This is a genomic window from Actinosynnema sp. NPDC002837, from assembly GCF_040295345.1.
Lineage (GTDB): Bacteria > Actinomycetota > Actinomycetes > Mycobacteriales > Pseudonocardiaceae > Actinosynnema.
Genome location: NZ_JBEOVG010000065.1, coordinates 26,435 through 53,038, shown reverse-complemented (window position 1 = coordinate 53,038; position 26,604 = coordinate 26,435). Strand labels below are relative to the sequence as shown.

General features: G+C 71.7%; 29 protein-coding genes. 28 read left to right on the top strand and 1 reads right to left on the bottom strand.

Annotated elements, in window-relative coordinates:
- Positions 1–395: 395 nt before the first annotated feature.
- From ABTZ99_RS32360 to ABTZ99_RS32245, 24 genes are all read left to right on the top strand, one after another.
- The gene (locus tag ABTZ99_RS32360; protein WP_498784888.1) at positions 396–1,739 is read left to right on the top strand and encodes an ammonium transporter; all 1,344 of its coding nucleotides are present in this window, start codon (positions 396–398) and stop codon (positions 1,737–1,739) included.
- A complete protein-coding gene (locus ABTZ99_RS32355; protein WP_230567690.1) occupies positions 1,736–2,074 on the top strand; it encodes a P-II family nitrogen regulator in 339 nt (112 codons plus the stop codon). The genes ABTZ99_RS32360 and ABTZ99_RS32355 overlap by 4 nt, the downstream gene beginning before the upstream one ends.
- A gap of 30 nt (positions 2,075–2,104) precedes the next feature.
- The gene (locus ABTZ99_RS32350) at positions 2,105–4,459 is read left to right on the top strand and encodes a [protein-PII] uridylyltransferase (protein WP_498784886.1); all 2,355 of its coding nucleotides are present in this window, start codon (positions 2,105–2,107) and stop codon (positions 4,457–4,459) included.
- A 222-nt stretch (positions 4,460–4,681) separates the two neighbouring features.
- Positions 4,682–5,224: an AAA family ATPase gene (locus ABTZ99_RS32345; protein ID WP_498784884.1), complete on the top strand. Its 543-nt coding sequence runs from the start codon at positions 4,682–4,684 to the stop codon at positions 5,222–5,224.
- Positions 5,225–5,279: 55 nt separating this feature from the next.
- Entirely contained in the window at positions 5,280–6,815 is a 1,536-nt protein-coding gene (ffh, locus tag ABTZ99_RS32340; RefSeq protein ID WP_498784882.1) for a signal recognition particle protein, read from the top strand.
- A complete protein-coding gene (locus ABTZ99_RS32335; RefSeq protein WP_498784880.1) occupies positions 6,812–7,888 on the top strand; it encodes an amidohydrolase family protein in 1,077 nt (358 codons plus the stop codon). Before ffh ends, ABTZ99_RS32335 begins: the two co-directional genes overlap by 4 nt.
- A gap of 155 nt (positions 7,889–8,043) precedes the next feature.
- The gene (locus ABTZ99_RS32330) at positions 8,044–8,754 is read left to right on the top strand and encodes a CPBP family intramembrane glutamic endopeptidase (protein ID WP_498784878.1); all 711 of its coding nucleotides are present in this window, start codon (positions 8,044–8,046) and stop codon (positions 8,752–8,754) included.
- Between the two features lie 9 nt (positions 8,755–8,763).
- On the top strand, positions 8,764–9,546 hold the full coding sequence (locus ABTZ99_RS32325; protein WP_498784876.1) for a CPBP family intramembrane glutamic endopeptidase: 783 nt from the start codon (positions 8,764–8,766) through the stop codon (positions 9,544–9,546).
- Positions 9,543–10,310 carry a LamB/YcsF family protein gene (locus ABTZ99_RS32320; protein WP_498784874.1) on the top strand — a complete coding sequence of 256 codons (768 nt, stop codon included), beginning with the start codon at positions 9,543–9,545 and terminating at the stop codon, positions 10,308–10,310. Before ABTZ99_RS32325 ends, ABTZ99_RS32320 begins: the two co-directional genes overlap by 4 nt.
- Positions 10,311–10,463: 153 nt before the next feature.
- Positions 10,464–10,916: a 30S ribosomal protein S16 gene (gene rpsP / locus ABTZ99_RS32315; RefSeq protein ID WP_123745950.1), complete on the top strand. Its 453-nt coding sequence runs from the start codon at positions 10,464–10,466 to the stop codon at positions 10,914–10,916.
- Positions 10,913–11,152: an RNA-binding protein gene (locus tag ABTZ99_RS32310; RefSeq protein WP_015104447.1), complete on the top strand. Its 240-nt coding sequence runs from the start codon at positions 10,913–10,915 to the stop codon at positions 11,150–11,152. Before rpsP ends, ABTZ99_RS32310 begins: the two co-directional genes overlap by 4 nt.
- Before the next feature lie 8 nt (positions 11,153–11,160).
- The gene (gene rimM, locus ABTZ99_RS32305) at positions 11,161–11,679 is read left to right on the top strand and encodes a ribosome maturation factor RimM (protein WP_499616653.1); all 519 of its coding nucleotides are present in this window, start codon (positions 11,161–11,163) and stop codon (positions 11,677–11,679) included.
- A complete protein-coding gene (gene trmD / locus ABTZ99_RS32300) occupies positions 11,669–12,415 on the top strand; it encodes a tRNA (guanosine(37)-N1)-methyltransferase TrmD (RefSeq protein ID WP_499616650.1) in 747 nt (248 codons plus the stop codon). The genes rimM and trmD overlap by 11 nt, the downstream gene beginning before the upstream one ends.
- A 165-nt stretch (positions 12,416–12,580) precedes the next feature.
- Positions 12,581–12,940, top strand: coding sequence for a 50S ribosomal protein L19 (gene rplS, locus ABTZ99_RS32295; protein WP_498784868.1), 360 nt, complete (start codon positions 12,581–12,583; stop codon positions 12,938–12,940).
- A 34-nt stretch (positions 12,941–12,974) separates the two neighbouring features.
- Positions 12,975–13,877 carry a signal peptidase I gene (lepB, locus tag ABTZ99_RS32290; RefSeq protein WP_498784866.1) on the top strand — a complete coding sequence of 301 codons (903 nt, stop codon included), beginning with the start codon at positions 12,975–12,977 and terminating at the stop codon, positions 13,875–13,877.
- 16 nt (positions 13,878–13,893) lie between these two features.
- Positions 13,894–14,796: a signal peptidase I gene (lepB, locus tag ABTZ99_RS32285; protein WP_498784864.1), complete on the top strand. Its 903-nt coding sequence runs from the start codon at positions 13,894–13,896 to the stop codon at positions 14,794–14,796.
- Between the two features lie 9 nt (positions 14,797–14,805).
- Complete coding sequence (locus ABTZ99_RS32280) at positions 14,806–15,600, top strand: ribonuclease HII (protein WP_498784862.1); 795 nt, start codon at positions 14,806–14,808, stop codon at positions 15,598–15,600.
- Entirely contained in the window at positions 15,600–15,923 is a 324-nt protein-coding gene (locus tag ABTZ99_RS32275) for a DUF2469 domain-containing protein (RefSeq protein WP_015104440.1), read from the top strand. Before ABTZ99_RS32280 ends, ABTZ99_RS32275 begins: the two co-directional genes overlap by 1 nt.
- Before the next feature lie 194 nt (positions 15,924–16,117).
- Positions 16,118–16,471, top strand: coding sequence for a YraN family protein (locus tag ABTZ99_RS32270; protein ID WP_498784860.1), 354 nt, complete (start codon positions 16,118–16,120; stop codon positions 16,469–16,471).
- Positions 16,471–17,982, top strand: a complete 1,512-nt coding sequence (locus ABTZ99_RS32265) for a YifB family Mg chelatase-like AAA ATPase (protein WP_499616644.1) — start codon at positions 16,471–16,473, stop codon at positions 17,980–17,982. The genes ABTZ99_RS32270 and ABTZ99_RS32265 overlap by 1 nt, the downstream gene beginning before the upstream one ends.
- A 299-nt stretch (positions 17,983–18,281) precedes the next feature.
- A complete protein-coding gene (locus ABTZ99_RS32260; protein ID WP_499616641.1) occupies positions 18,282–18,557 on the top strand; it encodes a hypothetical protein in 276 nt (91 codons plus the stop codon).
- The gene (dprA, locus tag ABTZ99_RS32255; RefSeq protein ID WP_499616638.1) at positions 18,554–19,702 is read left to right on the top strand and encodes a DNA-processing protein DprA; all 1,149 of its coding nucleotides are present in this window, start codon (positions 18,554–18,556) and stop codon (positions 19,700–19,702) included. Before ABTZ99_RS32260 ends, dprA begins: the two co-directional genes overlap by 4 nt.
- 33 nt (positions 19,703–19,735) lie before the next feature.
- A complete protein-coding gene (locus tag ABTZ99_RS32250; RefSeq protein ID WP_499616635.1) occupies positions 19,736–20,713 on the top strand; it encodes a tyrosine recombinase XerC in 978 nt (325 codons plus the stop codon).
- A complete protein-coding gene (locus ABTZ99_RS32245; protein ID WP_498784850.1) occupies positions 20,688–21,689 on the top strand; it encodes a FliA/WhiG family RNA polymerase sigma factor in 1,002 nt (333 codons plus the stop codon). Before ABTZ99_RS32250 ends, ABTZ99_RS32245 begins: the two co-directional genes overlap by 26 nt.
- Before the next feature lie 679 nt (positions 21,690–22,368).
- Here the strand turns inward: ABTZ99_RS32245 and ABTZ99_RS32240 are convergent.
- Positions 22,369–22,926: a M23 family metallopeptidase gene (locus ABTZ99_RS32240; protein ID WP_499616632.1), complete on the bottom strand. Its 558-nt coding sequence runs from the start codon at positions 22,924–22,926 to the stop codon at positions 22,369–22,371.
- A 352-nt stretch (positions 22,927–23,278) separates the two neighbouring features.
- On the opposite strand from ABTZ99_RS32240, the gene rpsB reads away from it, so the two are divergent.
- The 4 genes from rpsB (at position 23,279) to frr (ending at position 26,566) form a co-directional block, all read left to right on the top strand.
- The gene (gene rpsB, locus ABTZ99_RS32235) at positions 23,279–24,142 is read left to right on the top strand and encodes a 30S ribosomal protein S2 (RefSeq protein WP_498784846.1); all 864 of its coding nucleotides are present in this window, start codon (positions 23,279–23,281) and stop codon (positions 24,140–24,142) included.
- 154 nt (positions 24,143–24,296) lie between these two features.
- Positions 24,297–25,112: a translation elongation factor Ts gene (tsf, locus tag ABTZ99_RS32230; protein WP_498784844.1), complete on the top strand. Its 816-nt coding sequence runs from the start codon at positions 24,297–24,299 to the stop codon at positions 25,110–25,112.
- Positions 25,113–25,251: 139 nt separating this feature from the next.
- Entirely contained in the window at positions 25,252–25,962 is a 711-nt protein-coding gene (gene pyrH / locus ABTZ99_RS32225) for a UMP kinase (protein WP_141984185.1), read from the top strand.
- 46 nt (positions 25,963–26,008) lie between these two features.
- Positions 26,009–26,566 (top strand): ribosome recycling factor, encoded by a 558-nt coding sequence (frr, locus tag ABTZ99_RS32220; RefSeq protein ID WP_498784842.1) that lies wholly within the window; start codon positions 26,009–26,011, stop codon positions 26,564–26,566.
- Positions 26,567–26,604 lie beyond the last annotated feature (38 nt).

Below are 26,604 nucleotides of genomic sequence, written 5' to 3'. Positions count from 1 at the left end.
TGCGCGTGATGGTGCACGCGGCCCTGGCCGCCCTGGCCTGACCCGGTCCCGGCGCGGGGCCGCCCCCCCCGCGGGGGGGGGGGCGGCGCCGGCCGGTCTGGCAGGCTCGGTCGCGACCACGTGGCCCGGCGTCTCACCGCTGGTGACCCAGCGTCGTCAGGGCTTGGCGCGGGATCACACGAACCACCGCAAAGTCGAGTCGTGCTCGCACGGTCCGTCACCGGAAATTCCGCGGCGACCCGGACTGATCGCGGGCGGAACTGCTTGCTTCAAGCCCGCGAAACCTGCCCGTAACACCAGGGGCGGGACAGTTCACCTGCCCGAAACCTGAGGCGCAACCGCGTGAAACAGGACATACCGATGCTCCCTGCAACCGACGTGCAGTGGAGGTCGACGTGGATACAGGGGACACCGCCTGGGTGCTCACCAGTGCCGCACTGGTGCTGTTGATGACGCCGGGACTTGCCTTCTTCTACGGGGGCATGGTCCGGTCGAAGAGTGTGCTCAACATGATGATGATGAGCCTGGGCGCAATCGCCGTGGTCGGTGTGCTCTGGGTGTTGGTCGGCTATTCGATGGCGTTCGGCACCGACGTCGGCGCCGGTCTGCTCGGCAAGCCGTTCGAGTTCTTCGGCCTCGACGGCCTGCTCGGCAAGGAGTCGTTGTCGGGGACCATCCCGAGCACCGTCTTCGTCGCGTTCCAGGCGATGTTCGCCATCATCACGGTGGCGCTGATCTCCGGCGCGATCGCCGACCGGGCGCGCTTCGGGCCGTGGCTGCTGTTCGCCGGCCTGTGGGCCGTGCTCGTGTACTTCCCGGTCGCGCACTGGGTGTTCGACTTCGACGGCAAGGACGCTGACGGCAACGTCGTCGACGCGGGCGGCTGGATCGCCAACAAGCTGCTCGCCATCGACTTCGCGGGCGGCACGGCGGTCCACATCAACGCCGGTGCGGCGGGTCTCGCGCTGGCGCTCGTCCTCGGCAAGCGCGTCGGTTGGCCGAAGGACCGGATGAAGCCGCACAGCCTGCCGCTGGTCGTGCTGGGCGCGGGTCTGCTGTGGTTCGGCTGGTTCGGCTTCAACGCGGGCTCCGCCCTCGGCGCGAACGCCACCGCCGGCGTCACCTTCGTCAACACCCTGGTCGCCACCGCCGCCGCGATGCTCGGCTGGCTGCTCGTGGAGCGGGTCCGCGACGGCAACGCCACCACGCTCGGCGCCGCGTCCGGCGTCGTCGCGGGTCTGGTCGCGATCACCCCGGCCTGCTCGGCGGTCACCCCGCTCGGCGCCATCGCGATCGGCGCGATCACCGGCGCCCTGTGCGCCCTGGCGGTCAGCCTGAAGTACCGATTCGGCTTCGACGACTCGCTCGACGTCGTGGGCGTGCACCTGGTCGGTGGCCTCTCGGGCACCATTCTCATCGGCTTCTTCGCCAGCTCCGCCGCCCCGGCGGGCATCGACGGCCTCTTCTACGGCGGCGGCGTCGACCAGCTGTGGCGGCAGGCCGTCGGCGCGCTGGCCGTGCTCGCGTACTCGTTCGTGCTGAGCCTCGTCCTCGGCTACCTGGTCAAGCTCACCGTCGGCTTCCGCGCCGACGAGGAGGCCGAGGTCGCCGGCATCGACGAGGCCGAGCACGCGGAGACCGCGTACGAGTTCGGCAGCGGCATCGGCGCCCGTGGCGGCAGCAAGCCCAGTGTCGCCGCCGGCGCCACTGCGGTCCTCGAGGGGAGCAACAAGTCATGAAGTTGGTCACCGCGATCATCAAGCCCTTCACCCTGGACGACGTGAAGGCGTCCCTGGAGCAGCTGGGCGTGCTGGGCATGACCGTCAGCGAGGTCCAGGGGTACGGCAGGCAGAAGGGCCACACCGAGGTCTACCGCGGCGCCGAGTACGCCGTGGACTTCGTGCCCAAGCTGCGCATCGAGGTCCTGGTGGACGACACCGCCGTGGAGAAGGTCCTCGACGCCGTCGTGGAGGCCGCGCGCACCGGCAAGATCGGTGACGGGAAGGTCTGGGTGACGCCGGTCGACACCGTCATCCGGGTCCGCACCGGGGAGCGCGGCTCGGATGCCCTATAGGGATCCGAAGTAGGAATGGGAGACGGCCGTATGGATAACGCCGAGGCGGCCGTCGTCACGGCTGACGACCTGGTGCGAGCACGCGATCGGCTGCTCGCGCCAGGTCGGCGCCGTTTGACGGGGGAGTCGCTGCGCGAGGCGCTGGTGGACCTGCACGAGTTCTGGCTCACCGCGCACGCCTCGCTGGCGGGCGTCGGCGGACCGGGCGGTGGGGTCGCACTGGTCGCCGTGGGGGGTCTGGGCAGGCGGGAGCTGGTGCCCTATTCCGATCTCGACCTGCTCCTGGTGCACAACGGGCACAAGGGCGTGGACGGGATCGCCGAGAAGCTCTGGTACCCGCTGTGGAACTCCGGCATCGGCCTGGACCACTCGGTGCGCACGGTCGGCGAGGCGCTGCGCGTCGCCGCCGGCGACCTGCGCACCGCGCTGGGGCTGCTGGACATCCGCCACATCGCGGGCGACCAGGAGATCAGCCAACGGCTGACCGACAGCGCCCGGCAGGCGTGGCGCACGGGGGTGCGCACGAGGCTGGACGAGATGGCCGAGTCGGCGTCGCGGCGGTGGGCGCGCAGCGGCGAGATCGCGCACCGCGTCGAGCCGGACCTCAAGCACGGCCGCGGCGGGCTGCGCGACGTGACGCTGCTGGACGCGTTGAGCGCGGCGCAGCTGACCGACCGGCCGTCCGCCGAGGTCAACGAGGCCCGCAAGCTGCTGCTGGACGTGCGCACCGAGCTGCGCCGGGTGGCGGGCAGGCCGCGCGACGTGCTCCGCGCGCAGGACGGCGACGAGGTCGCCACCGCGCTGGGCCTGCAGGACCGCTTCACGCTGGCCCGTTCGATGTCGTCCGCCGCGCGCACGATCGTCTACGCCGTGGACGTGGCCATGCGCACAGCGCGCGCCGCGGTGCCCAAGCGCGGACTGGGCGTGTTCGCCCGTTCCCCGCTCAGGCGGGCACCGGCCAGACGTCCGCTGGACGAGGGCGTCGTGCTGCACGGCTCCGAGGTGGCGTTGGCGCGTGACGCGGTACCCAGCCGTGACCCGGCACTACTACTACGGGTCGCCACGGCCGCCGCACGCAGCAAGCACCCGATCGCCCCGGGCACGTTGGCCAAGCTCGCCGACTCGGCCCCGGAGCTGCGCCAACCGTGGCCGAGGGAGGCGCGCGAGGAGCTGCTGGCCCTGCTCGGCACCGGCGTCGGCCTGATCGACGTGGTCGAGGCGCTGGACCGCACCGGCCTGTGGGGCAGGCTGTTCCCCGAGTGGGGCGCGGTGCGGGACCTGCCGCCGCGCGACGCCGCGCACACGTGGACCGTCGACCGGCACCTGGTGCAGGCCACCGCGCACGCCGCGCGCCTGGTGACCAGGGTGTCCCGGCCGGACCTGCTGCTGCTCGGCACCCTGGTGCACGACATCGGCAAGGGCAGGCAGGCCGACCACTCCGAGGTCGGCGCGGCGATCACCACGCAGATCGCCGAACGGCTCGGCCTGTGGCCGCAGGACGTGGCCACGCTCACCGCGCTGGTGCGCCACCACCTCCTGCTGCCGCACACGGCCACCCGCCGTGACGTGGAGGACGAGGCCACCGTGCGCCGCGTGGTGGACACGCTCGGCGGCGACCCCGTGCTGCTGGAGCTGCTCTACGCGCTGGCCGAGGCCGACGCCGTGGCCACCGGGCCGGGCGTCTGGTCGGACTGGAAGGCCTCGCTGATCAGCGACCTGGTCGCGCGCTGCCGCACGGCGATGGCGGGCGACCCGCTGCCCAAGCCGGAGCCGCTGGACCAGCGCCAGCAGGACCTCGCCCGGGCCGTGCTGGACAGCGGGAAACCGGACGTGCTGGTCGACCCGGGCGACCACGCGGCCACCGTGACGGTCGTCGCGCCCGACCGGCCGGGGCTGCTGTCGCGCGCGGCGGGCGTGCTCGCGCTGAACTCCCTGGAAGTGCACGCCGCGACCCTGCGCTCGCACGAGGGCGCGGCCGTGGACGTGTTCACCGTGTCGCCCAGGTTCGGCTCCCTGCCGGACGTGACCCTGCTGCGCGAGCAGCTCACCAGGGCGCTGGACGGCTCCCTCGCGCTGGCCGACAAGCTCGCCGCGAAGGAACGCGACTACGGCGGCCCGCCGCAGGACCCGCCACCGCCGAGGGTGCTCTGGTTCGACGACGAGTCGACCGGCGCGGTGGTGCTGGAACTGCGCGCGGCGGACCGGATCGGGCTGCTGCACCACGTCGCGGACGCGTTGGAGCAGTCCGGAGTGGACATCGTCTGGTCGCGGGTGTCCACATTGGGCTCCACGGTGGTGGACTCGTTCGCCATCACGCTGCCCGACGGCGGCGACGCCGACCAGCGGCGGCGGATCGAGCGGGCCGTGCTGCTGGCCGCGCGCTGAGGTTGCGTAGGTCTACGCACAACCGACCGAGGGGGCTCACGCTGCCGGTGGACCCCGTGCCGGGGGAGGCTTCTCCCGTGGCACGGGGGACCGCGCGGACCGGGGGGCGCCGGCGGGGTCAGCGCCACCGCGTGGTCGGGAGCGGCCTGTCGAGGGGTTGGGCCGCTCTCGATCACGCCCGGAACTCGTGGGCGTCCGAAACGTCTCTTTAGTATGGATGCGATGACCGCTGTCGCCGTGAGGCCGCGCTCGCTGGTCGTGCTGGCCGGACTGCCGGGAGCGGGTAAGTCGACGCTGCTCGCCGCCGCCGACACGGACGGCGCGCCCGCCGTCGTGCTCGACTCCGACCAGGTGCGGACCAGCCTCCGCGCCTTCTTCCCCGAGTCCCTGCCCTACCGGCTCTACCGGCCGTTGGTGCACTTCGTGCACCGCGCCCGGATCGTGTGGTTCGCGATCACCACGAGCGGCCTGCTGCTCGTGCACGAGCCGTCCACCCGCCCGACCACCCGCGCCGGCCTCGTCGCCGTCGGCGTGCTGACCAACCGGCCCAGGCACTTCCTGTGGCTGGACGCGAGCCCGGAGCAGGCCCTGTCCGGCCAGGTGGCGCGGGGCAGGCTGATCCGGTCGCGGTCGTTCGCCCGGCACGTGCGCCGCGCGGCCAAGCTGCGCGCCCGCTTCGCCGAGGGCGTGCCGCCGCGCGGCTGGCAGGGCCTGACCCTGCTGACCCGTCGTGACCACCTGCGCCTGTCGGTGACGCCGGCGTGAACGGCTACCCTGAGTACGAGGAACCCACCGACGACGTGCGAGGTCTGGCGGCATCGTGTTCAACACCCTTTCCGACCGGCTCACCTCGGTCCTGCAGAACCTGCGGGGCAAGGGGCGGCTGTCCGAGGCCGACATCGACGCGACCGCGCGCGAGATCCGGGTCGCGCTGCTGGAGGCCGACGTCGCGCTGCCCGTGGTGCGCACGTTCATCGCGAAGGTCAAGGAGCGCGCCAAGGGCGCCGAGGTCAGCCAGGCCCTGAACCCGGCCCAGCAGGTCGTCAAGATCGTCAACGAGGAGCTGGTCGGCATCCTCGGCGGGGAGACCCGCAGGCTCAACCTGGCCAAGAACCCGCCGAGCGTGATCATGCTCGCGGGTCTGCAGGGCGCCGGCAAGACGACCCTGGCGGGCAAGCTCGCCAAGTGGCTCAAGGGCCAGGGCCACACCCCGATGCTGGTGGCGTGCGACCTCCAGCGCCCCAACGCGGTGACCCAGCTCCAGGTGGTCGGCGAGCGCGCGGGAGTGCCCGTGTTCGCCCCCGAGCCGGGCAACGGCGTGGGCGACCCGGTCGACGTGGCCCGCAAGGGCATCGAGGAGGCCAAGCGGGCGCAGCACGACATCGTGCTGGTCGACACCGCGGGCCGCCTCGGCGTCGACGAGGAGATGATGCGCCAGGCCGTCGACATCCGCGCCGCCGTGCAGCCCGACGAGGTGCTGTTCGTGGTCGACGCGATGATCGGCCAGGACGCGGTGAACACCGCCACGGCGTTCCGCGACGGCGTCGGCTTCACCGGCGTGGTGCTCACCAAGCTCGACGGCGACGCCCGCGGTGGCGCCGCGCTCAGCGTCCGCGAGGTCACCGGCCAGCCCATCCTGTTCGCCTCGAACGGCGAGAAGCTGGAGGACTTCGACGTCTTCCACCCGGACCGGATGGCGAGCCGGATCCTGGGCATGGGCGACATGCTCACCCTCATCGAGCAGGCCGAACAGGCGTTCGACGCCGACCAGGCCGAGGCCGCCGCGGTCAAGATGGGCTCCGGCCAGCTCACGCTCGAGGACTTCCTGGAGCAGATGCTGGCCCTGCGCAAGATGGGCCCGATCGCGAACCTGCTCGGCATGCTGCCCGGCGCGGGCCAGATGAAGGACCAGCTGGCCAACCTGGACGAGCGGCACCTGGACCGGGTGCAGGCGATCATCCGGGGCATGACCCCGGCCGAGCGCGACGACCCGAAGATCATCAACGCGTCCCGCCGGCTGCGCATCGCCAACGGCTCGGGCGTCCGGGTCAGCGACGTGAACGACCTGGTCAACCGCTTCTTCGAAGCGCGCAAGATGATGAGCCAGATGGCCGGCCGCTTCGGCCTGCCCGGCGGTGGCGGCAAGAACAACCGCAAGGGCAAGGGCAAGAAGGGGAAGAAGGGCAAGGGCCGCGGCCCCACGCCGCCGAAGGTGCGCGGCGGGTTCCCGGGGATGCCCGGGATGATGCCCGGCATGCCCCCCCAGGGCGGCGGCCCCGCGCTGCCCCCCGGCCTCGGCGGCTTCGACCAGCTCCCACCCGGCTTCGACCCGTCGAAGCTGAAGTTCGACAAGTGAGCGGCCTGCACCTGCGGGGCGTCGTCCTCCCCGAGGGCGGCGACCCGCAGGACCTGTGGGTGGTCAACGGGCGGATCCGCACCCGGCCGGTGCCCGGCGCGACCACCGTCAGCAGCGGTGGCTACCTGGTGCCCGGCCTGGTCGACGCGCACTGCCACGTCGGCCTGGGCGCCAAGGGCGCGGTCGACCTGCCCGAGGCGGTCGACCAGGCCCTCGCCGACCGGCGGGCGGGCACGCTGCTCATCCGCGACTGCGGCTCGCCGCTGGACACGCGACCGCTGCAGGAGCGCCTCGACCTGCCCCGGATCATCCGCGCGGGCAGGCACCTGGCCAGGCCCAAGCGGTACATCAAGTACCTGGGCGTCGAGATCGAGGACCCGGCCGACCTGCCGGCCGCGGTGGCCGAGCAGGTCGCCGCCGGCGACGGCTGGGTGAAGCTGGTCGGCGACTGGATCGACCGCTCCACCGGCGACCTCGCGCCCCTGTGGACCGAGGACGTGCTCACCGAGGCGATCAAGGTCGCGCACGAGAACAAGGCCAGGGTCACCGCGCACGTCTTCGGCGAGGAAGCCCTGCCCGCCCTGCTCAACGCGGGCATCGACTGCATCGAGCACGGCACGGGCCTGACCGACGACACGATCGCGCAGATGGCCCGCAACGGGACCGCGCTGGTGCCGACGTTGATCAACATCGAGAACTTCCCGGACATCGCGGCCGGCGCGGACAAGTACCCGGTCTACCAGGGCCACATGCGGCACCTGTACGAGCGCAACGCCGGGACCATCGCGAAGGCGGTCGAGGCGGGCGTGCCGGTGTTCGCGGGCACGGACGCGGGCGGCGGCATCGAGCACGGCCGGATCGTTGACGAGATCAAGGCGCTGCACGGGGTCGGCCTGAGCACCACCCAGGCCCTCGGCGCGGCGTCCTGGGCCGCCCGCGAGTGGCTCGGCTTCCCGTCGCTGACCGAGGGCGCCGCGGCCGACGTCGTGGTCTACGAGGACGACCCGCGCGCGGACCTCGACGCCCTGCGGCGCCCGAAGCTGGTCATGCTGCGCGGCCGGATCCACGCCTGACCTCGCGGCACCCGTCCGGCGGCGGTAGGAAATCCGCGATCGGGCCTGGTGGCGAGGAGTTCTTCCGCCACCCGAAGTGACTGCTGCCGCCGTCAGGGTGATCTTGAACGGCCTCGGGCAGCACTCCGCCCCACCGGACCACTACGTTCGGACGAGTGGAGGAACAGCAGGACCGGGACACCGGCCGGGCGCACTGGGGCTTCCTGGCGTTCTTCACCGGGCTCGGCGGCTACCACCTCGCCATCCTCGCCTTCACCGCCGCCACCGCCGACCGGTTCGCCGAGGTGGACGTCACCGACCCGCCGGTGCTCGGCCCGCTCCTGCTGCTGGTGTTCCTGCCCAACGTCCTGCTCGGCCTCGGCCCGGTCGTCATCTCCTGGTACCGGGGCAACGGGCCCAACAAGGACTTCGGCCTGGTGCCCACCCTCCGGGACCTGAAAGTGGGCCTGGCCGCCGGCGGCGCGGCGCTGCTGGCCGCCTGGCTCATCGGCGCGCTGCTGCTGCGCATCAACCCGGACCGGTCCAGCTCGCTGGACGAGATCGAAGCGCTCTCCGGCGGCCGGACGGTCTGGCTGGCCGCCGCGGCGCTGTTCGTCTTCCTCGGCGCGCCGCTGACCGAGGAACTGCTCACCAGGGGCGCGCTGTGGCAGGCGCTGGCCCACTACCGGATACCCAGGATCGCGATCCTGGCGCTGACCGCCGTCGTCTTCGCGTTCCTGCACGAGGAGAGCTGGCGCGTGCTCAGCCTGTTCGCGCAGGGGCTGGCCATCGGCGCGGCCCGCATGATCACCGGCCGGGTGGCCTCCAGCGTGGTGGCCCACGCGACGAACAACCTGCTGCCCGCCGTCTACCTCTACACCGGCTGACTAGGGTGGATGGCTGTGACACGACCGGATGAACCGCCCCCGGGGCTGATCGCCAGCGTCCGCGCGGTGGGACGGGAGCCCGAAGCGGTGCACGCGGGCCAGCGGTGGGGCTTCGGCGCGTTCCTGCTCGTCGAAGCGGTCTTCGTGCTCAGCGCGGTGTTCATCACGGCGGTGGCCCGCACGTCGGGCACGGACATCGGCTCGTCGGTGACCTTCGTCCTGGTCGGGTCCATCGTGCCGACGGTGCTGGCGGCGGCGGTCGCGGTCACCATCACCTACCTGCGCGGCAACGGCCCGTTCCAGGACCTCCGGCTCGCCTGGGACTGGGCGGACGTCAAGGTCGGGCTCAAGCTGGGCGCGCTCGGCCTCGTGCTGACCTACGTGGCCGCGGTGATCTGGTCGAGGGTGGTCGGCGACAAGAACGCCACCTCCGCGATCGGCGAGCTCGTGGACGGCGCGGGGCTGCCCCTGGCCGCCGCCGTCGCGATGTTCGTCTACGTGTGCTTCCTGGGCCCGGTGTGCGAGGAAGTGATCTACCGAGGCCTGCTGTGGGGCGCGATCGAGCGGCAGCGCTGGAGCCGGTGGGCGGCGTTCGTGCTGACCACGCTGATCTTCGCGGCCAGCCACCTCGAACCGCTGCGGACGTCGTTGCTCATCGTCATCGCGCTGCCCATCGGCATCGCCCGCCTCATCACCCGCCGGCTCACCGCGAGCGTGGTGGCGCACGTGATCAACAACTTCCTGCCCGGCCTGACCCTCCTCCTCGTCTCCATCGGGGTGATGCCCGCGTGAGCACCCGCGCGATCGACCTCAACAGCGACCTCGGCGAGGGCTTCGGCATCTGGCGCCTCGGCGACGACGAAGCCCTGCTCGGCATCGTGACCAGCGCGAACGTGGCCTGCGGCTTCCACGCGGGCGACCCGTCGACCATGCGCCGGGTGTGCCGCCAGGCGGCGGGCGCGGGCGTGGCGGTCGGCGCGCAGGTCTCCTACCGCGACCTCGCGGGCTTCGGCCGCCGGTTCATCGACGCGGACCCGGCCGAGCTGGCCGACGAGGTGCTGTACCAGATCGGGGCGCTGGACGCGTGCGCCAAGGCGGCCGGGACGTCGGTCGAGTACGTCAAGCCGCACGGCGCGCTCTACAACGCCACCGTGCACCACGACCGGCAGGCGCAGGCCGTGGTCGACGGCGTGAAGGCGTTCGGAGACCTGCCCGTCCTCGGGCTGCCCGGCTCGCGCCTGCTCCACCACGCCGAACGGGCGGGCCTGCGCCCGGTGCGGGAGGCGTTCGCCGACCGCGCGTACACGCCCGAGGCCACCCTGGTGCCCCGCACCGCGCCGAACGCCGTCCTGACCAGCACGGACGCCGTGCTGGCGCAGGTGCTCCGGCTCGCCGAGCGGGGCGAGCTGATCGCCGCGGACGGCGCCGTGCTCAAGGTGGAGGTCGACTCCATCTGCCTGCACGGCGACACGCCGGGCGCGGTCGAGCACGCGACGAAGATCCGGGCCGCGCTGGCGGACGCGGGCGTCCCCGTGGCCCGATTCGTCCTCCGGTAGACCCGTCTGGCAGAATGGTCGGTTGTTCGCCGAGGTCGGTCCCTCTCACCGTGCCATGGCGCCCCAGACACCTGGGCTTTCACCACCCGTGCCCCACTCGGGTGAGGACTGCCCGCACCTGAGCACACGAGAGCACGAGGAGCACCCACACCCGTGGCCGTCAAGATCAAGCTTCAGCGGCTTGGCAAGATCCGTCAGCCGTACTACCGGATCGTCGTCGCCGATGCCCGCACCCGCCGCAACGGCAAGGCCATCGAGACGATCGGCAAGTACCACCCGAAGGAAGAGCCGTCGTTCATCGCGGTGGACAGCGACCGCGCGCAGTACTGGCTGGGCGTCGGCGCGCAGCCGACCGAGTCGGTCCAGCGCCTGCTCGAGATCACCGGTGACTGGCAGAAGTTCAAGGGCCTCCCGGGCGCCGAGGGCACGCTGAAGGTCAAGGAGCCCAAGACCAGCAAGGCGGACCTGTTCGCCGCCGCGCTGGCCGCCGCGGGCGACGCGCCGTCCACCGAGGCGACCACCCCGAAGAAGAAGTCGGCCAAGAAGGACGACGCCAAGAAGGCTGACGCCGAGGCCGCTCCCGAGGCTGCCAAGGACGAGGCGTGAGCTTGTTGGCTGACGCTCTCGAACACCTCGTTCGGGGCATCGTCGACCACCCGGACGACGTCCGGGTGAACCTGGTCACGACCCGCCGCGGTCGCACGCTCGAGGTCCACGTCCACCCGGACGACCTCGGCAAGGTGATCGGCCGCAGCGGTCGCACCGCGACCGCCCTGCGCACCGTGATGGCCGGTATCGGTGGTCGTGGCGTGCGCGTCGACGTGGTCGACACCGACCGCTGAACGCGCACATGGACGTCGTCGTCGGCCGAGTGGCCAAGGCGCACGGGATCAGCGGCGAGCTCGCGGTCGACGTGCGCACGGACTCGCCCGAGACCCGGTTCGCGCCGGGCTCGGTGGTGGCCGCCAAACTGCGCGACGGCACCTCCCGCAACCTCACCGTCGCAGCCGCCCGGAACCACTCCGGGCGGCTGCTGGTGCGTTTCGAGGAAGTGCTGACCCGGGACGTCGCCGAGACGCTGCGCGGCACCTTGCTGCTCGCGAGCACCGAGGACCTGCCGCCGACCGGCGACCCGGACGAGTTCTACGACCACGAGCTCGAAGGGCTGACCGCCGAGCTCGTGGACGGCACGAGGATCGGCACCGTGCTGGAGGTCGTGCACGGGCCCGGCGGCGAGCTGCTGGTGGTCAAGCGCGAGAACGGCGACGAGGCCCTGATCCCGTTCGTGCGCGAGATCGTGCCCACGGTGGACCTCGCGGGCAAGCGCGTGCTGCTGGACCCGCCCGAGGGCCTCCTCGATGCGGATTGACGTCGTCACGATCTTCCCGGAGTACCTCGACCCGCTCCGCGCCGCCCTGCTCGGCAAGGCGATCGACAAGGGTCTGATCAGCGTCGGCGTGCACGACCTGCGCAACTGGACGCACGACGTGCACAAGGCCGTCGACGACAGCCCGTACGGCGGCGGTCCGGGCATGGTGATGAAGCCCCAGGTGTGGGGCGAGGCGCTGGACGACGTCGTCACCCCGGCCACCCGCCTGATCGTGCCGACGCCGGCCGGTCGGCCGTTCACCCAGCGGTTGGCGCACGACCTGTCCGCGGAGGAGCACCTGGTGTTCGCCTGCGGCCGGTACGAGGGCATCGACCAGCGGGTCGCGGACGACGCGTCGCGCCGGATGCGCGTGGACGAGGTCTCCATCGGCGACTACGTGCTCGTCGGCGGCGAGGTGGCGGTGCTGGTGATGGTCGAGGCCGTCGTCCGCCTCCTGCCCGGCGTGCTCGGCAACCCGAAGTCGGCCGCCGAGGACTCGTTCTCCGACGGCCTGCTGGAGGGACCCAGCTACACCCGGCCCGAGGTGTGGCGCGACCTCGCCGTGCCGGAGGTCCTGCGCTCGGGCAACCACAAGGCGATCGACCGCTGGCGGCGCGACCAGTCGCTGCGCCGCACCCGCGAACGCCGCCCCGAACTGCTCGACGCCCTGCCCGAGGGCGCGCTCGACAAGCACGACCGCAAGCTGCTCGACGAGCTCGACCGAGGGCCGGACTAGGGGCGATTTCGTGCCGCCGCCCCTCGTCTGGCACACTGGACAGGTTGCTGCACCCGGGTCGACTCATCCGGCGTGCGCCAGGCCCGCCCCCGCGCGTGTGTGACATGAGTTCGGCCGCGCCCTGGGGGAGTACGCAATACACGTGAGGACGAGGACGGACCACCGATGAACACCCTGGACGCTCTTGACGCCCAGTCGCTGCGCTCCGACATCCCCAGCTTCCGGCCGGGCGACACGTTGAAGGTCCACGTCCGCGTCATCGAGGGCTCCCGCGAGCGGGTCCAGGTGTTCCAGGGCGTCGTGATCCGCCGCCAGGGTGGCGGCATCCGTGAGACCTTCACCGTCCGCAAGGTCTCGTTCGGTGTCGGCGTCGAGCGCACCTTCCCGGTGCACTCCCCGAACATCGCCGAGATCGAGGTCGCCACCCGCGGCGACGTCCGCCGGGCGAAGCTGTACTACCTGCGCGACCTGCGCGGCAAGGCCGCCAAGATCAAGGAGAAGCGCGAGGCTCGCCCGGCCTCCTGACGCCGGGCACACGCGGAACCAGTAGCCTGCCCACGTGGCAGATCCCGTGCACCGCTCCGCTGACGAAGACGGTCAGGATCCCGCAGTCGAGTCCACTCCGGACTCGGCTGCGGGCGGCAAGTCGAAGAAGGACAAGAAGAAGCCGCCGCTCTGGCGCGAGCTCCTCGTGCTCGGCGCCACGGCGCTGGTCCTCACCATCCTGATCCAGACGTTCCTGGCGCGGGTGTACGTGATCCCGTCGCAGTCGATGGAGGAGACCCTCCACGGCTGCCCCGGGTGCAACAACGACCGGGTGCTGGTCGACAAGCTGGTCTACGACTTCACCGAGATCGAACCGGGCGAGGTCGTGGTCTTCCGCGGCCCCGAGACCTGGGGCAACAACGACTTCAACTCCGGCCGGTCGGACAACCCGATCGTGGCCGGCATCCAGTCGGTGGCCTCGCTGGTCGGCCTCGCGCCGCCGGACGAGCGCGACTTCGTGAAGCGGGTCATCGCGGTCGGCGGGCAGACCGTCGAGTGCTGTGACGAGCAGCACCGCGTCAAGGTCGACGGCAAGCCGCTGGACGAGCCGTACATCTACTGGCAGCCCGGCACCTCGCCGGAGAACCACGACCCGTTCGAGCCGGTCAAGGTCCCCGAAGGCCACCTTTGGGTGATGGGTGACAACCGCACGAACTCCACCGACTCCCGCAAGCAGGGCGGTGGTGGCGTGGCGGGCACCGTGCCGGAGGACAACGTCATCGGCAAGGCTCGGGTCATCGTGCTGCCGCCGTCGCGCTGGCAGGGCATCGGCGACCACAACCCGCAGGCCGTCGCGCTCGGCGCGCCCGCGTGGCAGAGCGCCGTCCCGGCGGGCGCCGGCCTGGCCGCGGCGTGGCCGCTGGTGTTCTTCGGCCGCAAGCTCCGCAGGCGGTTGACCAGGGCCACACAGCCCTGATCGGTAGGCTGACCGGGTGGTGGACGTCGCATCGTCCCGGGGCTCCTCCGACGAGGGGGAACCGGAGCACGAGGAAAAGGTCGAGCAGTGGCGTGCCCGCGCGCGCAAAACGGCCAAGCGCAAGGGCTCGTTCTGGAAAGAGCTGCCGATCCTGATCGGTGTCGCGGTGGTGCTCGCGGTGCTGATCCAGTCGTTCCTGGCGAAGGTCTACATGATCCCGTCGGAGTCGATGGAGCAGACGCTGCACGGCTGCTCCGGCGGCTGCTTCGGCGACCGGGTGCTGGTGGACAAGCTGGTCTACGACTTCGCCGAGATCGAACCGGGCGAGGTCGTGGTCTTCCACGGCCCCGACAGCTGGATCAACCAGGACTTCGTCGCGCCCGAGCCGGCGAACCCGCTGGTCAAGGCGTTGCAAGGGCTCGGGTCGCTGATGGGGTTCCCGGCGGCGAACGAGGAGGACTTCGTCAAGCGGGTCATCGCGGTCGGCGGGCAGACCGTGCAGTGCTGCGACGACCGCAACCGGGTCGTGGTGGACGGCAAGCCGCTGGACGAGCCGTACGTGTACTGGGCGCCGGGCCGCAGCACGGTGCAGGAGTCGTTCGCCGAGCTGAAGATCCCCGAGGGCTACCTGTTCGTGATGGGCGACAACCGCAACGACTCGTGCGACTCGCGGTGCCAGGGCGACGGCCGCGAGGGCGGTCTCGTGCCGGTGGACAACGTCGTGGGCAAGGCGCGGGTGATCGTGCTGCCGCCGGCGCGCTGGCAGGGCGTGGGCGACCACAACCCGCAGGTCGTGGCCATCGGGGCGCCCGCGTGGCAGGACGCGCTGCCGGCCGGTGTCGGCCTCGCGGCGGCGTGGCCGGTGCTGCTGCTGGGCAAGCGGGTGAGGTCGCGTTTCCGGGGTTCACGACTGGGATAGGGTCGAGGGGTGATCCGCAAGCCGCCTCGCGTCCAGGTCCGGCAGACCGCGGGAATCTGGGCCTTCGAGGCCGCGTTGGACCGGCGCGGGTTCGGCCCCGTGGCCGGCGTGGACGAGGCCGGTCGTGGCGCCTGCGCGGGCCCGCTCGTCGTGGCGTCGTGCGTGCTCAAGCCGGGTGACGCGGCGAAGTTCGACGGGCTCACCGACTCGAAGCTGCTCACCGCCGCCGCGCGCGACCGGATGTACGACCTGGTGCTCAAGCGCGCGCTGGACTACGCGGTGATCGTGATCCCGGCCGCCGAGGTCGACCTGATCGGCGTGCACGTGGCGAACATCGAGGGCATGCGGCGCGCGGTCGCGCGGTTGGAGGCACATCCCGGGTACGTCCTGACGGACGGCTTCCCGGTGCCCGGTCTCACCGCGCCCAACATGCCGGTGGTCAAGGGCGACCGGGTGGCGGCGTGCGTCGCGGCGGCGTCCGTGCTGGCCAAGGTCACGCGGGACCGGATCATGACCGGTCTGCACGAGGAGCTGCCCGTCTACGGGTTCGACGTGCACAAGGGCTACAGCACCCCCGAGCACTCGGCGGCGCTGGTGGAGCACGGCCCGAGCGCGCAACACCGCTGGTCGTATGCGAACGTGGCCGCCGCGGCGCTCCGGCACGGGATGGCGGCGCCGCACCGGGTGGCGCGCGGCGTGGTCGCGGCCGCCGTGGTCCAGAATGGGACAACCCCGCAGACCAGCGGTGGCAGGCTCGCGACGAGGAGGGGCGCGGATTCGATGATTACCCGCGCGGAGGCGTAATGAGTGCAGAGGATCTCGAGAAGTACGAGACCGAGATGGAGTTGTCGCTGTACAAGGAGTACCGCGACATCGTCAGCCAGTTCTCGTTCGTCGTGGAGACCGAGCGGCGGTTCTACCTGGCCAACTCGGTGGACGTGCAGGTCCGCAACGCGGACGGCGAGGTCTACTTCGAGGTGCGGATGTCCGACGCGTGGGTGTGGGACATGTACCGCCCCGCCCGATTCGTGAAGAACGTCCGCGTCATCACCTTCAAGGACGTCAACGTCGAGGAGCTGGACAAACCCGACCTCAGGCTGCCCGAGGACGGCCCGTTCAACTCCTGATACCCGCAAAGTCGCAGGGGCCTGCCCGTGGGGGTGGGCCCCTTTGCGCGTTCCGGCCGTTACCACGCGCCACCGACATTTCCCCGGCGGCCGTCCACAGCCCTTGAAGTTGTCCACAGCCGGCGAACTGCCCATCGCCACCCCGCCACCACCCCGGCATGGTCGAACCAGGACCGATTCCGGAGGAGTGGGACATGAACACGGCGACCGACCTGGGCAGGCGTGGCGAGGACGCGGCGTGCCGGTACCTGGAGCACCAGGGCCTGTCGATCCTGGCGCGCAACTGGCGGTGCGACGACGGTGAGCTGGACGTCATAGCCACCGACGGCGCCCGGTTGGTGGTCGTCGAGGTGAAGTGCCGTTCGGGCACCAGCAGGGGCACGCCCCTGGAAGCCGTGACGCCGGACAAGCTGGAGCGCGTCCGCAAGTCGGCCCTGCGCTGGCTGAGCGCCAACCGGGTCGGGCGCGTGGAGATCCGGTTCGACGTGATCGCGATCGAGTGGCCGCCCGAGGGCAAGGTCCGCCTGCACCACCTGCGAGGTGTGTGATGGCGCTCGCGCGAACGTGGTCGGTGGCGTTGTTCGGCGTGGACGGCGTGCCGGTGGAGATCGAGGCCGACGTCGGTGTCGGCACGGTGAGGACCCAGCTCCTCGGCCTGCCGGACGCCGCCCTGCACGAGTCGAAGGACCGCGTGAAGGCGGCGGTGCGCAACAGCGGGCACGACTGGCCGTCCCAACGCGTGACGCTGGGCCTGTCCCCGGCCACGCTGCCCAAGAACGGCTCCGGCTACGACCTGGCCATCGCCTGCGTCGTCCTGGCCGCCGCCAAGGCGATCCCGGGCGAGCGCCTGGCCGACACCGTGCTGCTGGGCGAGCTGGCCCTGGACGGCCGGGTCCGCACCGTCCGGGGTGTGCTGCCCGCGCTGGTGGCGGCCAAGCGGTCGGGCCTGACCGAGGCGGTGGTCCCGGTGGACGTGCTGCCCGAAGCCGCCTTGGTGGACGGCATGACCGTGCACGGCGCCACGACCCTGACCGACGTCCTGTCCTGGCTGGGCGGCGAGCACACCCTCCACCACACCGCCCCGCCCGCCATCGCCCCACCGCCGGACGGCCCGGACCTGGCGGACGTGGTGGGCCAGCCGGAGGCGAGGTGGGCCCTCGAAGTGGCCGCCGCCGGCGGTCACCACATCCTGCTGACCGGGCCGCCGGGGACCGGCAAGACCATGCTGGCCCAACGCCTGGCCGGCCTCCTGCCGCCGTTGTCGCCGGAGGAGGCGCTCGGCGTCACGGCGGTGCACTCCATCGCGGGTCTGCTGTCCCCGGAGAGCCCGCTGGTCGCCACGCCGCCGTTCGTCTCGCTGCACCCGACCACGTCGACGGTGGCGCTGATCGGCGGCGGCACCGGCATGGCGAAGCCGGGTGCGATGAGCCGGGCCCACCGGGGCGTGCTGTTCCTGGACGAGGCCCGGGAGTTCGGCGCGGCGAAGCTGGACGCGCTGCGCACGGCGTTGGAGGAGGGCGAGGTCCGGTTGGCGAGGCGTGACGGCATCACCCGCTACCCGGCCAGGTTCCAACTCGTGCTGGCCACCAACCCGTGCCCCTGCGCACCGCCGAAGGACATCGACTGCGTCTGCCTGCCCGCCGCGCGGAGGCGCTACCAGAGCAAGCTCTCCGGCCCACTCCTGGACCGGGTGGACCTGCGGGTGGTGATGCGCCCCCTGACCGCCATGAGCAACGCGGAGATCGCCCCACCGGAACCGACCGCCGCCGTCCGCGAGCGGGTCCAGAAGGCCAGGACGCGGGCGACGGAACGCTGGGCGGCGCACGGCTGGCTGACCAACGCCGAGGTGCCGGGCCCCGCGCTCAGGCGGGAGTACGCCCTGCCAAGAAACGCGACCACCGTCCTGGACCGAGCGCTGACCACGGGAGCCCTGACGGGCCGTGGCGCGGACCGGTGCCTACGAGTCGCCTGGACCCTCGCCGACCTGGCCGAGGTCGACCAACCGACAGCGGACCACGTAGCCGCCGCCCTGGAGTTCCGAGAGCGCAGGAAGTCATGACCGACCCAACCCCCACCCAGCCGATCCCTGCCGACCAGCCCTTCGCCGCCCAGTCCCTCGCCGCCCAGTCCCAACCCGCCCTCGCCGCCCCGATCCTCGCCGACCCTGACCCGGCTCCCGCCGACCCGAACCGCGCCAAGGGCCCACCCGTCCACCCACCGATCGCCCGCCCGCCGGCTGAGCCCTCAACCCCGCCATCCGCACCACCACCGTCTGCACCGCCACCCTCCGCACCACCGACCCCAGCCCCGCCCCCGCCCCCTCCCTCGAACGTGACCCCGAGGGCCTCACCGCCGGCCGTGTCGACCGACGTCAGCCCTACCGCGGCGGCGCGGACCGTGGTCGCGTCCGGGCGGGTCGCGGGCAGCCACCACGCGGGCAGTGGGCTCATGGGCCGGTCGGTCGAGTCGGGTCCGCAGGTCGAGCAGGCCTCCGGCGTGCGGAGCGGGATCGAATCGGCGCCGGCCGGGTCGAAGGCGGTTCGGGCGGCGGACATGTCGCGTGACCCGGAGCCCGGCGAGGGGTTCGCGCCGGTCACCCGCCCCGGGCCCGACGAGTGGTGGCGGTCGCCGTGAGCACCGATGAGATCCGGCTGGCCCGGGCCTACCTGTCGCGGGTGGCCGAGCCGCCCGCCGCTGCTCTGGTCCGGTTCGTCGCCGAAGTCGGGCCGGTGCGGGCCGCGGAGTCGGTCAGGGCCGGGGAGGTGCCGTCCGGGGTCGACAGCCAGACATCGGCGCGTCGAGGGTTGGACCAGGCCGAGCAGGACCTGGAGGCGGCCGCGAAGGTCGGCGGGCGGCTCCTGGTCCCCGAGGACGACGAGTGGCCCCGCTGGCCCTTCAACGCCCTCGCCCTCGCCGCCGCCAACGGCCTGCGGTGCGGTGTGGAGCCCTTGGCGTTGTGGGTCCGGGGCGAGGCCGACCTCTCCTCCATCACCGAGCGGGCCGTCGCGGTGGTCGGCAGTCGGGCCGCCTCCGGCTACGGGCAGCACGTCGCGGGCGAGTTCGGCTTCGGGTTGGCCGAGGCCGGTGTCACCGTGGTGTCCGGCGCGGCCTACGGCATCGACGGCGCGGCGCACCGGGGCGCGATCACGGCGGGCGGGCCGACGATCGCCGTGCTGGCCTGCGGGATCGACGTCGCCTACCCGTCCGGCCACCGCCCCTTGCTGGAGCGAATCCCCGGCCAAGGGCTGCTGGTGAGCGAGTACCCGCCGACCCACACGCCCGCGCGCCACCGGTTCCTGACGCGAAATCGGCTCATAGCCGCTCTGGCCGAAGGCACCGTGGTCGTCGAAGCGGGACGGCGCAGCGGGGCCAAGAACACCGCCGCGTCTACGGCGGCACTCGGCCGGGTGCTCATGGCGGTTCCCGGGCCGATCACGTCGGTCAGCTCGTCGGGCTGCCACGAGCTGCTGCGTTCGGGGCTCGCGGTGCCGGTGACCAGCGTCGCCGAGATCATCGAGTCGACCGGACGGCTCGGTGTCGACCTCGTCGAAGCCACCAGGAACACCGACACCGGACCACCGCAGGGCGAGGCGATGCGGGTCTTCGAAGCGCTGGGCCTGGCGTTCGGGCACAGCCCGGAGGCGATCTCCGTCGAATCCGGCGTCGAGCTGGCTCGGGTGCGCGCCTTGTTGCCGCAATTGGAACTGGCCAGTCTCGCCGAACGCACGGAGAGCGGTTGGAAGCGCTCCCAGGACGGGAGTTGGCGTGGCGATACTTGACCAAGAGCGCTTGAGGGCGCAGCGTCAGGGGCTATGTCCCCGCCGCCGCCCGCTCGGACACGTCGTGTCGACCTGGTTCGCCTGCGTCGCGCGCTGCCCGCGGACGTGGCGACGGCCCTGGACCGCTACGAACGCCACCTCGCGATGGAACGCGGTCTGTCACCGCACACGGTGCGCGCGTACCTCGGCGACGTGGTCGCCCTGCTGGTCCACTTAGCCGAGGGCACACCCGACAACGCCACCGTGGAAGCGATCGACCTGCCGGGCCTGCGGTCGTGGTTGGCTTCCCAGCACTCCGCCGGCGCGAGCCGGACGACGATGGCCCGACGCGCCGCCTCCGCCCGCACGTTCACCGCCTGGGCCTCCCGCAACGACCTGCTCGCCGCCGACCCCGGCCCGCGGCTCAGCGCGCCCCGCCCCCACCGGACCCTCCCCGCCGTGCTCCGGCCGGACCAGGCCGACGCCGCCATGGCAGTTGCCGAAGTAGGCGCGGAACACGGCGATCCGGTTGCGCTGCGTGACCAAGCCGTGGTGGAGTTGCTGTACGCAACGGGTGTCCGGGTCGCCGAGTTGTGCGGTCTCGACCTCGACGACGTGGACTACTCCCAAAGGGTGATTCGGGTTCTGGGCAAGGGTGGTCGCGAACGCACCGTGCCGTTCGGCGTTCCGGCCGAACGGGCTGTACGGCGCTGGGTGGAACATGGTCGATCCGCCCTGGTCAGCGACCGTTCACACCGTGCGCTGCTACTCGGCGCGCGAGGTGGGCGGCTAGACCCGCGTACCGCCAGGAGGGTTGTCCACGATGTAGTGGGTGCGGTACCTGACACGGCCGACACCGGGCCGCACGGCCTGCGCCACTCCGCGGCCACGCACCTGTTGGAAGGGGGAGCGGACCTGCGCACCGTCCAAGAGCTTCTTGGTCACGCTACGCTCGCAACGACTCAGCTCTACACACACGTCACCGTCGAACGGCTGAAGGCGATCCATGACCGAACCCACCCCCGCTCCTGACGTCGCAGGGGGAGGTTCGCGGACCGCAACCGTGACCTCTCCCTCCGCCGCGCACGTCGGGACCTCGTCGGCGGCGCGCACCCCGACTGGGACGTACGGTCACCACGTCGACGGCGAGCCGCAGCGCACGAACGGGCACGCCGCCCCTGCGGTGGTCCCCGGCAGGCCCGCGCACGCGGCGTCGGAGTCGCGCACCGCCGATGACGTGGAAGCCGGGATCATCGCGCTGTGGCACACCTACGGCGAGTCACGTCGGCAGGCCCTGCGGGACCGCCTGGTGCTGCACTACGCGCCGCTGGTGAAGTACGTCGCCGGTCGGGTCGGCACCGGTCTGCCCGCGCACGTCGACGTGGCGGACCTGATCCAGTCCGGCATCTTCGGCCTGGTCGACGCGATCGAGAAGTTCGAGCCCGAGCGCGGCCTGAAGTTCGAGACGTACGCGATGCAGCGCATCAGAGGCGCGATCCTCGACGACCTGCGCTCACAGGACTGGGTGCCGCGCTCGGTCCGCAGCCGGGCACGTGACGTCGAGCGCGCCTTGGAACGCCTGGGTGGCCGCCTCCAGCGCACCCCGACCGACCGCGAGCTCGCCGCCGAGCTGAAGATCGGCCTCGGTGAGCTGCGCGAGCTCTACGCCCAGCTCCAGCTCACCAGCGTGGTCGCCCTGGACGAGCTGATCGCCGCCGGCCGCAACACCGGTGGCGCGGGCTCGTCACTGGCCGAGTCCCTGCCCGACGAGGGCGCGGAGGACCCGATCGCCACCCTGGTCGACCAGGACAGCCGCCGCCAACTCGCCGACGCGATCGCCCAGCTCGCCGAACGGGACCGCGTCGTGGTCACCCTGTACTACTTCGAGAACCTGACGCTGGCCGAGATCGGCAAGGTCCTGGGCGTCACGGAGTCCCGCGTGTGCCAGCTGCACACCCGGGCGGTGCTGCGCCTGCGCACCAAGCTGAACGAGCAGCTGGAGGCCTAGCCCAGCTCCGCCGATGCCCATCGGCATCAGTCGCCCATCGGCAGCAGACCCCAACCGCCACCCGGCGAACGCACTTGCCGGACGCACCTGCCGAACCCACCGCCGGACGCACCCGCCAAGTGCCGTCGGCGAATCACACGCACGCCTTCAACGGGCGCCGTGCTCGACGGACACCCGGTTTCGCCGAATCGAGGTCGGCCCGGAGGCCACGAGCCCGCCGCGACCACTGCACGGAGACATCCCCCGATCGCGCCGCCCTGTCCGCTAGGCGGCGGCGCTGCGAGGTGAGGCGCTGGTGGGCGCACGTGGGCGCGGGTGGGGAGGTCGCGCGGTGGGGAGGTCGCGCGGTGGAGTGCGCGGTCGGGGTGGCGCTGGCTTTGGGTGAGGTTGCGGGAAGGGCGTGGTTGGGGGGCACTCGGCGGGTGCGGCGGGTGCGGCGGGTGCGGCGGGTGCGGCCGGTGCGGCCGGTGCGGCGGGCGAGGCGGTGGCTCGGGCGAGGCGGTGGCTCGGGCGAGGCGGTGGCTCGGGCGAGGCGGTGGCTCGGGCGAGGCGGTGGGGCGAGCTTCGGTGCGGTGGTGCGGTGGTGCGGTGGTGCGGCAGGGAGGGCGAGATGGCGAGGCAGGTGAGTCAGAGGGGCTGGCCGGGTCAGCGGGGCTGGCCGGTAAGCGGGTTGGGCTGGTCAGAAGGGGTGGGCGCGTTGAGGGCCGCTGCCGTCCGCCCTCGGGAGGAGGCGGACACGGCCGTTGGACAACAGGTGCAGTGGGTTCAGGTAGGTGCGGGAGCGCGGTGGGGTGGTTCGCAGTGCGCCCCAGTGGAGGCACGCCTCGGTGGGGCAGCCCTCGTGGCCCGGGTTCAGGGTGCCGATCCGGTCGCCTCGCCGTACCGGTTGACCTCGGCGGACGGTGGGGGTGACCGGTTCGTAGGTGGTTCGCAGGCCGCCGGTGTGCAGCAGTGAGACGACCGCACGGTCGGCGACCGGGCCCGCGTGCACGACGACGGCATCGGCGGCGGCCAGGACGGTGGCGCCCGCGGTGGCGGCCAGGTCCACGCCGCGGTGGCCGGGCCCGTACTCCGTCGCCGGCGCTGCGAAGGCGCGGACGACCTGGTGCGGTGGTGCGAGCGGCCAGGCGAAGCGCGGTGGGCGGTCGGCCCTCGCGGGCGCCGGCGACGCGGTCAGGGGTAGCGTCACCACCGTTGTCAAGGTCAGGACCAGCAGTGTTCGCATCGTGGGAGTCATGGGTCCAGCGTTCCGGCGGGGACCGGGGGCTACCAGTGGCTTCGGCTCACCTGTGGATAACTCATGGGGCTGTGGACAACCTCAGGCCCGGTTCGTGGTTCTCCGGCTCACCGGCGTACACTCGGACCGCGGCCCGTGTGAGTGCGGGACGACTTCGCGTGCCAATGCAGATCCGACCAGTTTTCGGTGTGGTCGAGTCACGGCGTCCAGCGGTCCTGAGGCGAGACGTCCTCCGGTTCGGACGGCGGCAGGGGCACCAGGGCGGCGGTCCGACCCCGGTCCGCCGCGACCAACCGGAACGCGCGCCGGCTCACCGCCAGGCGCGCCTGAACGAAGAGGTGCGAACCCGGCCATGGCCGTCGTCACCATGAAGCAGCTGCTCGACAGCGGCGTGCACTTCGGGCACCAGACCCGTCGCTGGAACCCGAAGATGAAGCGCTACATCTTCACCGAGCGCAACGGCATCTACATCATCGACCTGCAGCAGACGCTGACCTACATCGACCGGGCTTACGAGTTCGTCCGGGAAACGGTCGCGCACGGCGGTTCGATCCTGTTCATCGGCACGAAGAAGCAGGCGCAGGAGGCCATCGCCAACGAGGCCCTCCGCGTCGGCATGCCCTTCGTGAACCAGCGCTGGCTGGGCGGCATGCTCACCAACTTCTCCACGGTCCACAAGCGCCTCCAGCGGCTCAAGGAGCTGGAGTCGATGGAGCAGACCGGCGGTTTCCAGGGTTTCACCAAGAAGGAAATCCTGATGATGAACCGCGAGAAGGACAAGCTGGAGCGCACGCTCGGCGGTATCCGCGACATGTCCAAGGTGCCCAGCGCCGTGTGGATCGTGGACACCAAGAAGGAGCACATCGCCGTCGGCGAGGCGCGCAAGCTGAACATCCCGATCGTGGCGATCCTCGACACGAACTGCGACCCGGACGAGGTCGACTACCCGATCCCGGGCAACGACGACGCGATCCGGTCCGCCGCGCTGCTGACCAAGGTGGTGGCCGAGGCCGCCGCCGCCGGTCTGATGGCGCGCTCCGGCGCCCGCACCAAGGCCGCCGACGGCGCGGACAAGCCCGAGCCGGGCGTCGACGAGCCGCTGGCCGAGTGGGAGCAGGAGCTGCTGGTCGGCGCCGACGCGCCCGCCGCACCGGCGGCCGCCGAGGCCCCCGCCGGCGAGGCGCCCGCCGAGGGCACCGAGTCCGTCCAGTCCTGAGCTGTCCGCACGCCGCGCCTGCCCTGATCACGGTGGGCGCGGCGTGCGCACAGCGACCAGCGCCCGACCGGCTGGTACCGCACCACCCCCAAGCGCGTAAACGCGTCGGCGAGCGAGCCGACGACCAGACCGCAGAAGGAACGGAAATCGCACGATGGCGAACTACACCGCCGCTGACGTGAAGCGCCTCCGCGAGCTGACCGCCGCAGGCATGATGGCCTGCAAGAAGGCGCTCGAGGAGACCGACGGCGACTTCGACAAGGCGGTCGAGCTCCTGCGCATCAAGGGCGCCAAGGACGTCGACAAGCGCGCCGAGCGCACGACCGCGAACGGCCTGGTCATGGCCGAGGGCGGCGTGATGATCGAGCTGCGCTGCGAGACGGACTTCGTCGCCAAGAACGCCGACTTCCAGGAGCTGGCGGCGCGGATCGTCGCGGTCGCCAAGGCCACCCGCCCGGCTGACGTCGAGGTGCTCAAGGCCGCCGACCTCGACGGCAAGGCCGTCGACGCCGTCGTCCAGGAGTTCTCGGCCAAGATCGGCGAGAAGCTGGAGCTGGCCAAGGTCGCCATCTTCGACGGCGCCGTGACCACCTACCTGCACCGCCGTGCCGCCGACCTGCCGCCCGCCGTCGGCGTGGTGGTCGAGTACACCGGCGACAACGAGGACGCCGCCCGCGGCGCCGCGATGCAGATCGCCGCGATGCGTCCCCGCTACCTCACCCGCGACGAGGTCCCCGCGGACGTGGTGGCCAACGAGCGCCGCATCGCCGAGGAGACCGCTCGCGAGGAGGGCAAGCCGGAAGCGGCGCTGTCCAAGATCGTCGAGGGTCGCGTGAACGGCTTCTTCAAGGACGTCGTGCTCCTGGAGCAGTCGTCCGTGACCGAGTCCAAGAAGACCGTCAAGGCCGTGCTGGACGAGGCCGGTGTCACCGTGACCCGCTTCGCCCGGTTCGAGGTCGGCCAGGCCTGATTCGCGTGAGGGCGGGGTTGCGCGCAGACGTCGCGACCCCGCCCTTGCCGTGTCCAGAGGAGTACCTGTGAGCGCAGAGGTAGACCACGCGAAAGCCGATCACGCCGACGACGAGCCGATCCAGGGCTACCGCCGGGTGATGCTCAAGCTCGGCGGCGAGATGTTCGGCGGTGGCGGTGTCGGCGTCGACCCCGACGTCGTGCAGACCGTCTCACGCCAGATCGCCGCGGTCGTCCGAACAGGGGTCCAGGTCGCGGTCGTCATCGGCGGCGGCAACTTCTTCCGCGGCGCCGAACTGCAGCAGCGCGGCATGGACCGCAGCCGCGCCGACTACATGGGCATGCTCGGCACCGTGATGAACTGCCTCGCCCTGCAGGACTTCCTGGAGCGCGAGCACGGCATCGAGACCCGCGTGCAGACCGCCATCACGATGGGCCAGATCGCCGAGTCCTACATCCCCCGGCGGGCCATGCGGCACCTCGACAAGGGGCGCGTGGTGATCTTCGGCGGCGGCGCGGGCATGCCGTACTTCTCCACCGACACCACCGCCGCGCAGCGCGCGCTGGAGATCGGGTGCGAGGTCGTGCTGATGGCCAAGGCCGTGGACGGCGTCTACACGGCGGATCCCAAGATCGACCCGGACGCGTTGATGTTCGACAACATCACCCACCGCGAAGTGCTCGAACGCGGCCTGAACGTCGCCGACGCGACCGCGTTCAGCCTGTGCATGGACAACAACATGCCGATCATGGTCTTCAACCTGCTCACCGAGGGGAACATCGCGCGAGCCGTGCGTGGTGAGAAGATCGGCACACTGGTGAGCACCCCCGGTGGTCGCCCGTCCTTCTAGACCTGCTGGGATTCGAGCCGAACTGCGCACACCAAGGGAGTCAGTCGTGATTGACGAGACCCTCCTCGACGCCGAGGAGAAGATGGAAAAAGCGGTGTCCGTGGCGAAGGAGGACCTGGCCTCGGTGCGCACGGGCCGCGCCAACCCCTCGATGTTCTCCCGCATCGTGGTCGAGTACTACGGTTCGCCCACCCCGCTGAACCAGCTCGCCAGCGTCGCCATCCCGGAGGCGCGCATGGCGGTGATCAAGCCTTACGACGCCACCCAGCTCAACGCGGTCGAGAAGGCCATCCGCGACTCCGACCTGGGCGTGAACCCGAGCAACGACGGCTCGATCATCCGCGTGGTGATCCCGCAGCTGTCCGAGGAACGCCGCCGCGAGATGGTCAAGGTCGCCAAGGGCAAGGGCGAGGACGCCAAGGTCTCCATCCGCAACATCCGCCGCAAGGCCAAGGAAGAGCTGGACCGCCTGGTCAAGGACGGCGAGGTCGGCGAGGACGACGGCACCAGGGCCGAGAAGGAACTGGAGAACGTCACCCACCGCTACGTCGCCCAGATCGACGAGCTGGTCAAGCACAAGGAAGCCGAACTGCTCGAGGTCTAGTGGTCACGTCGGTTCGGCGGGTCGGGCGAGGAGCCCGC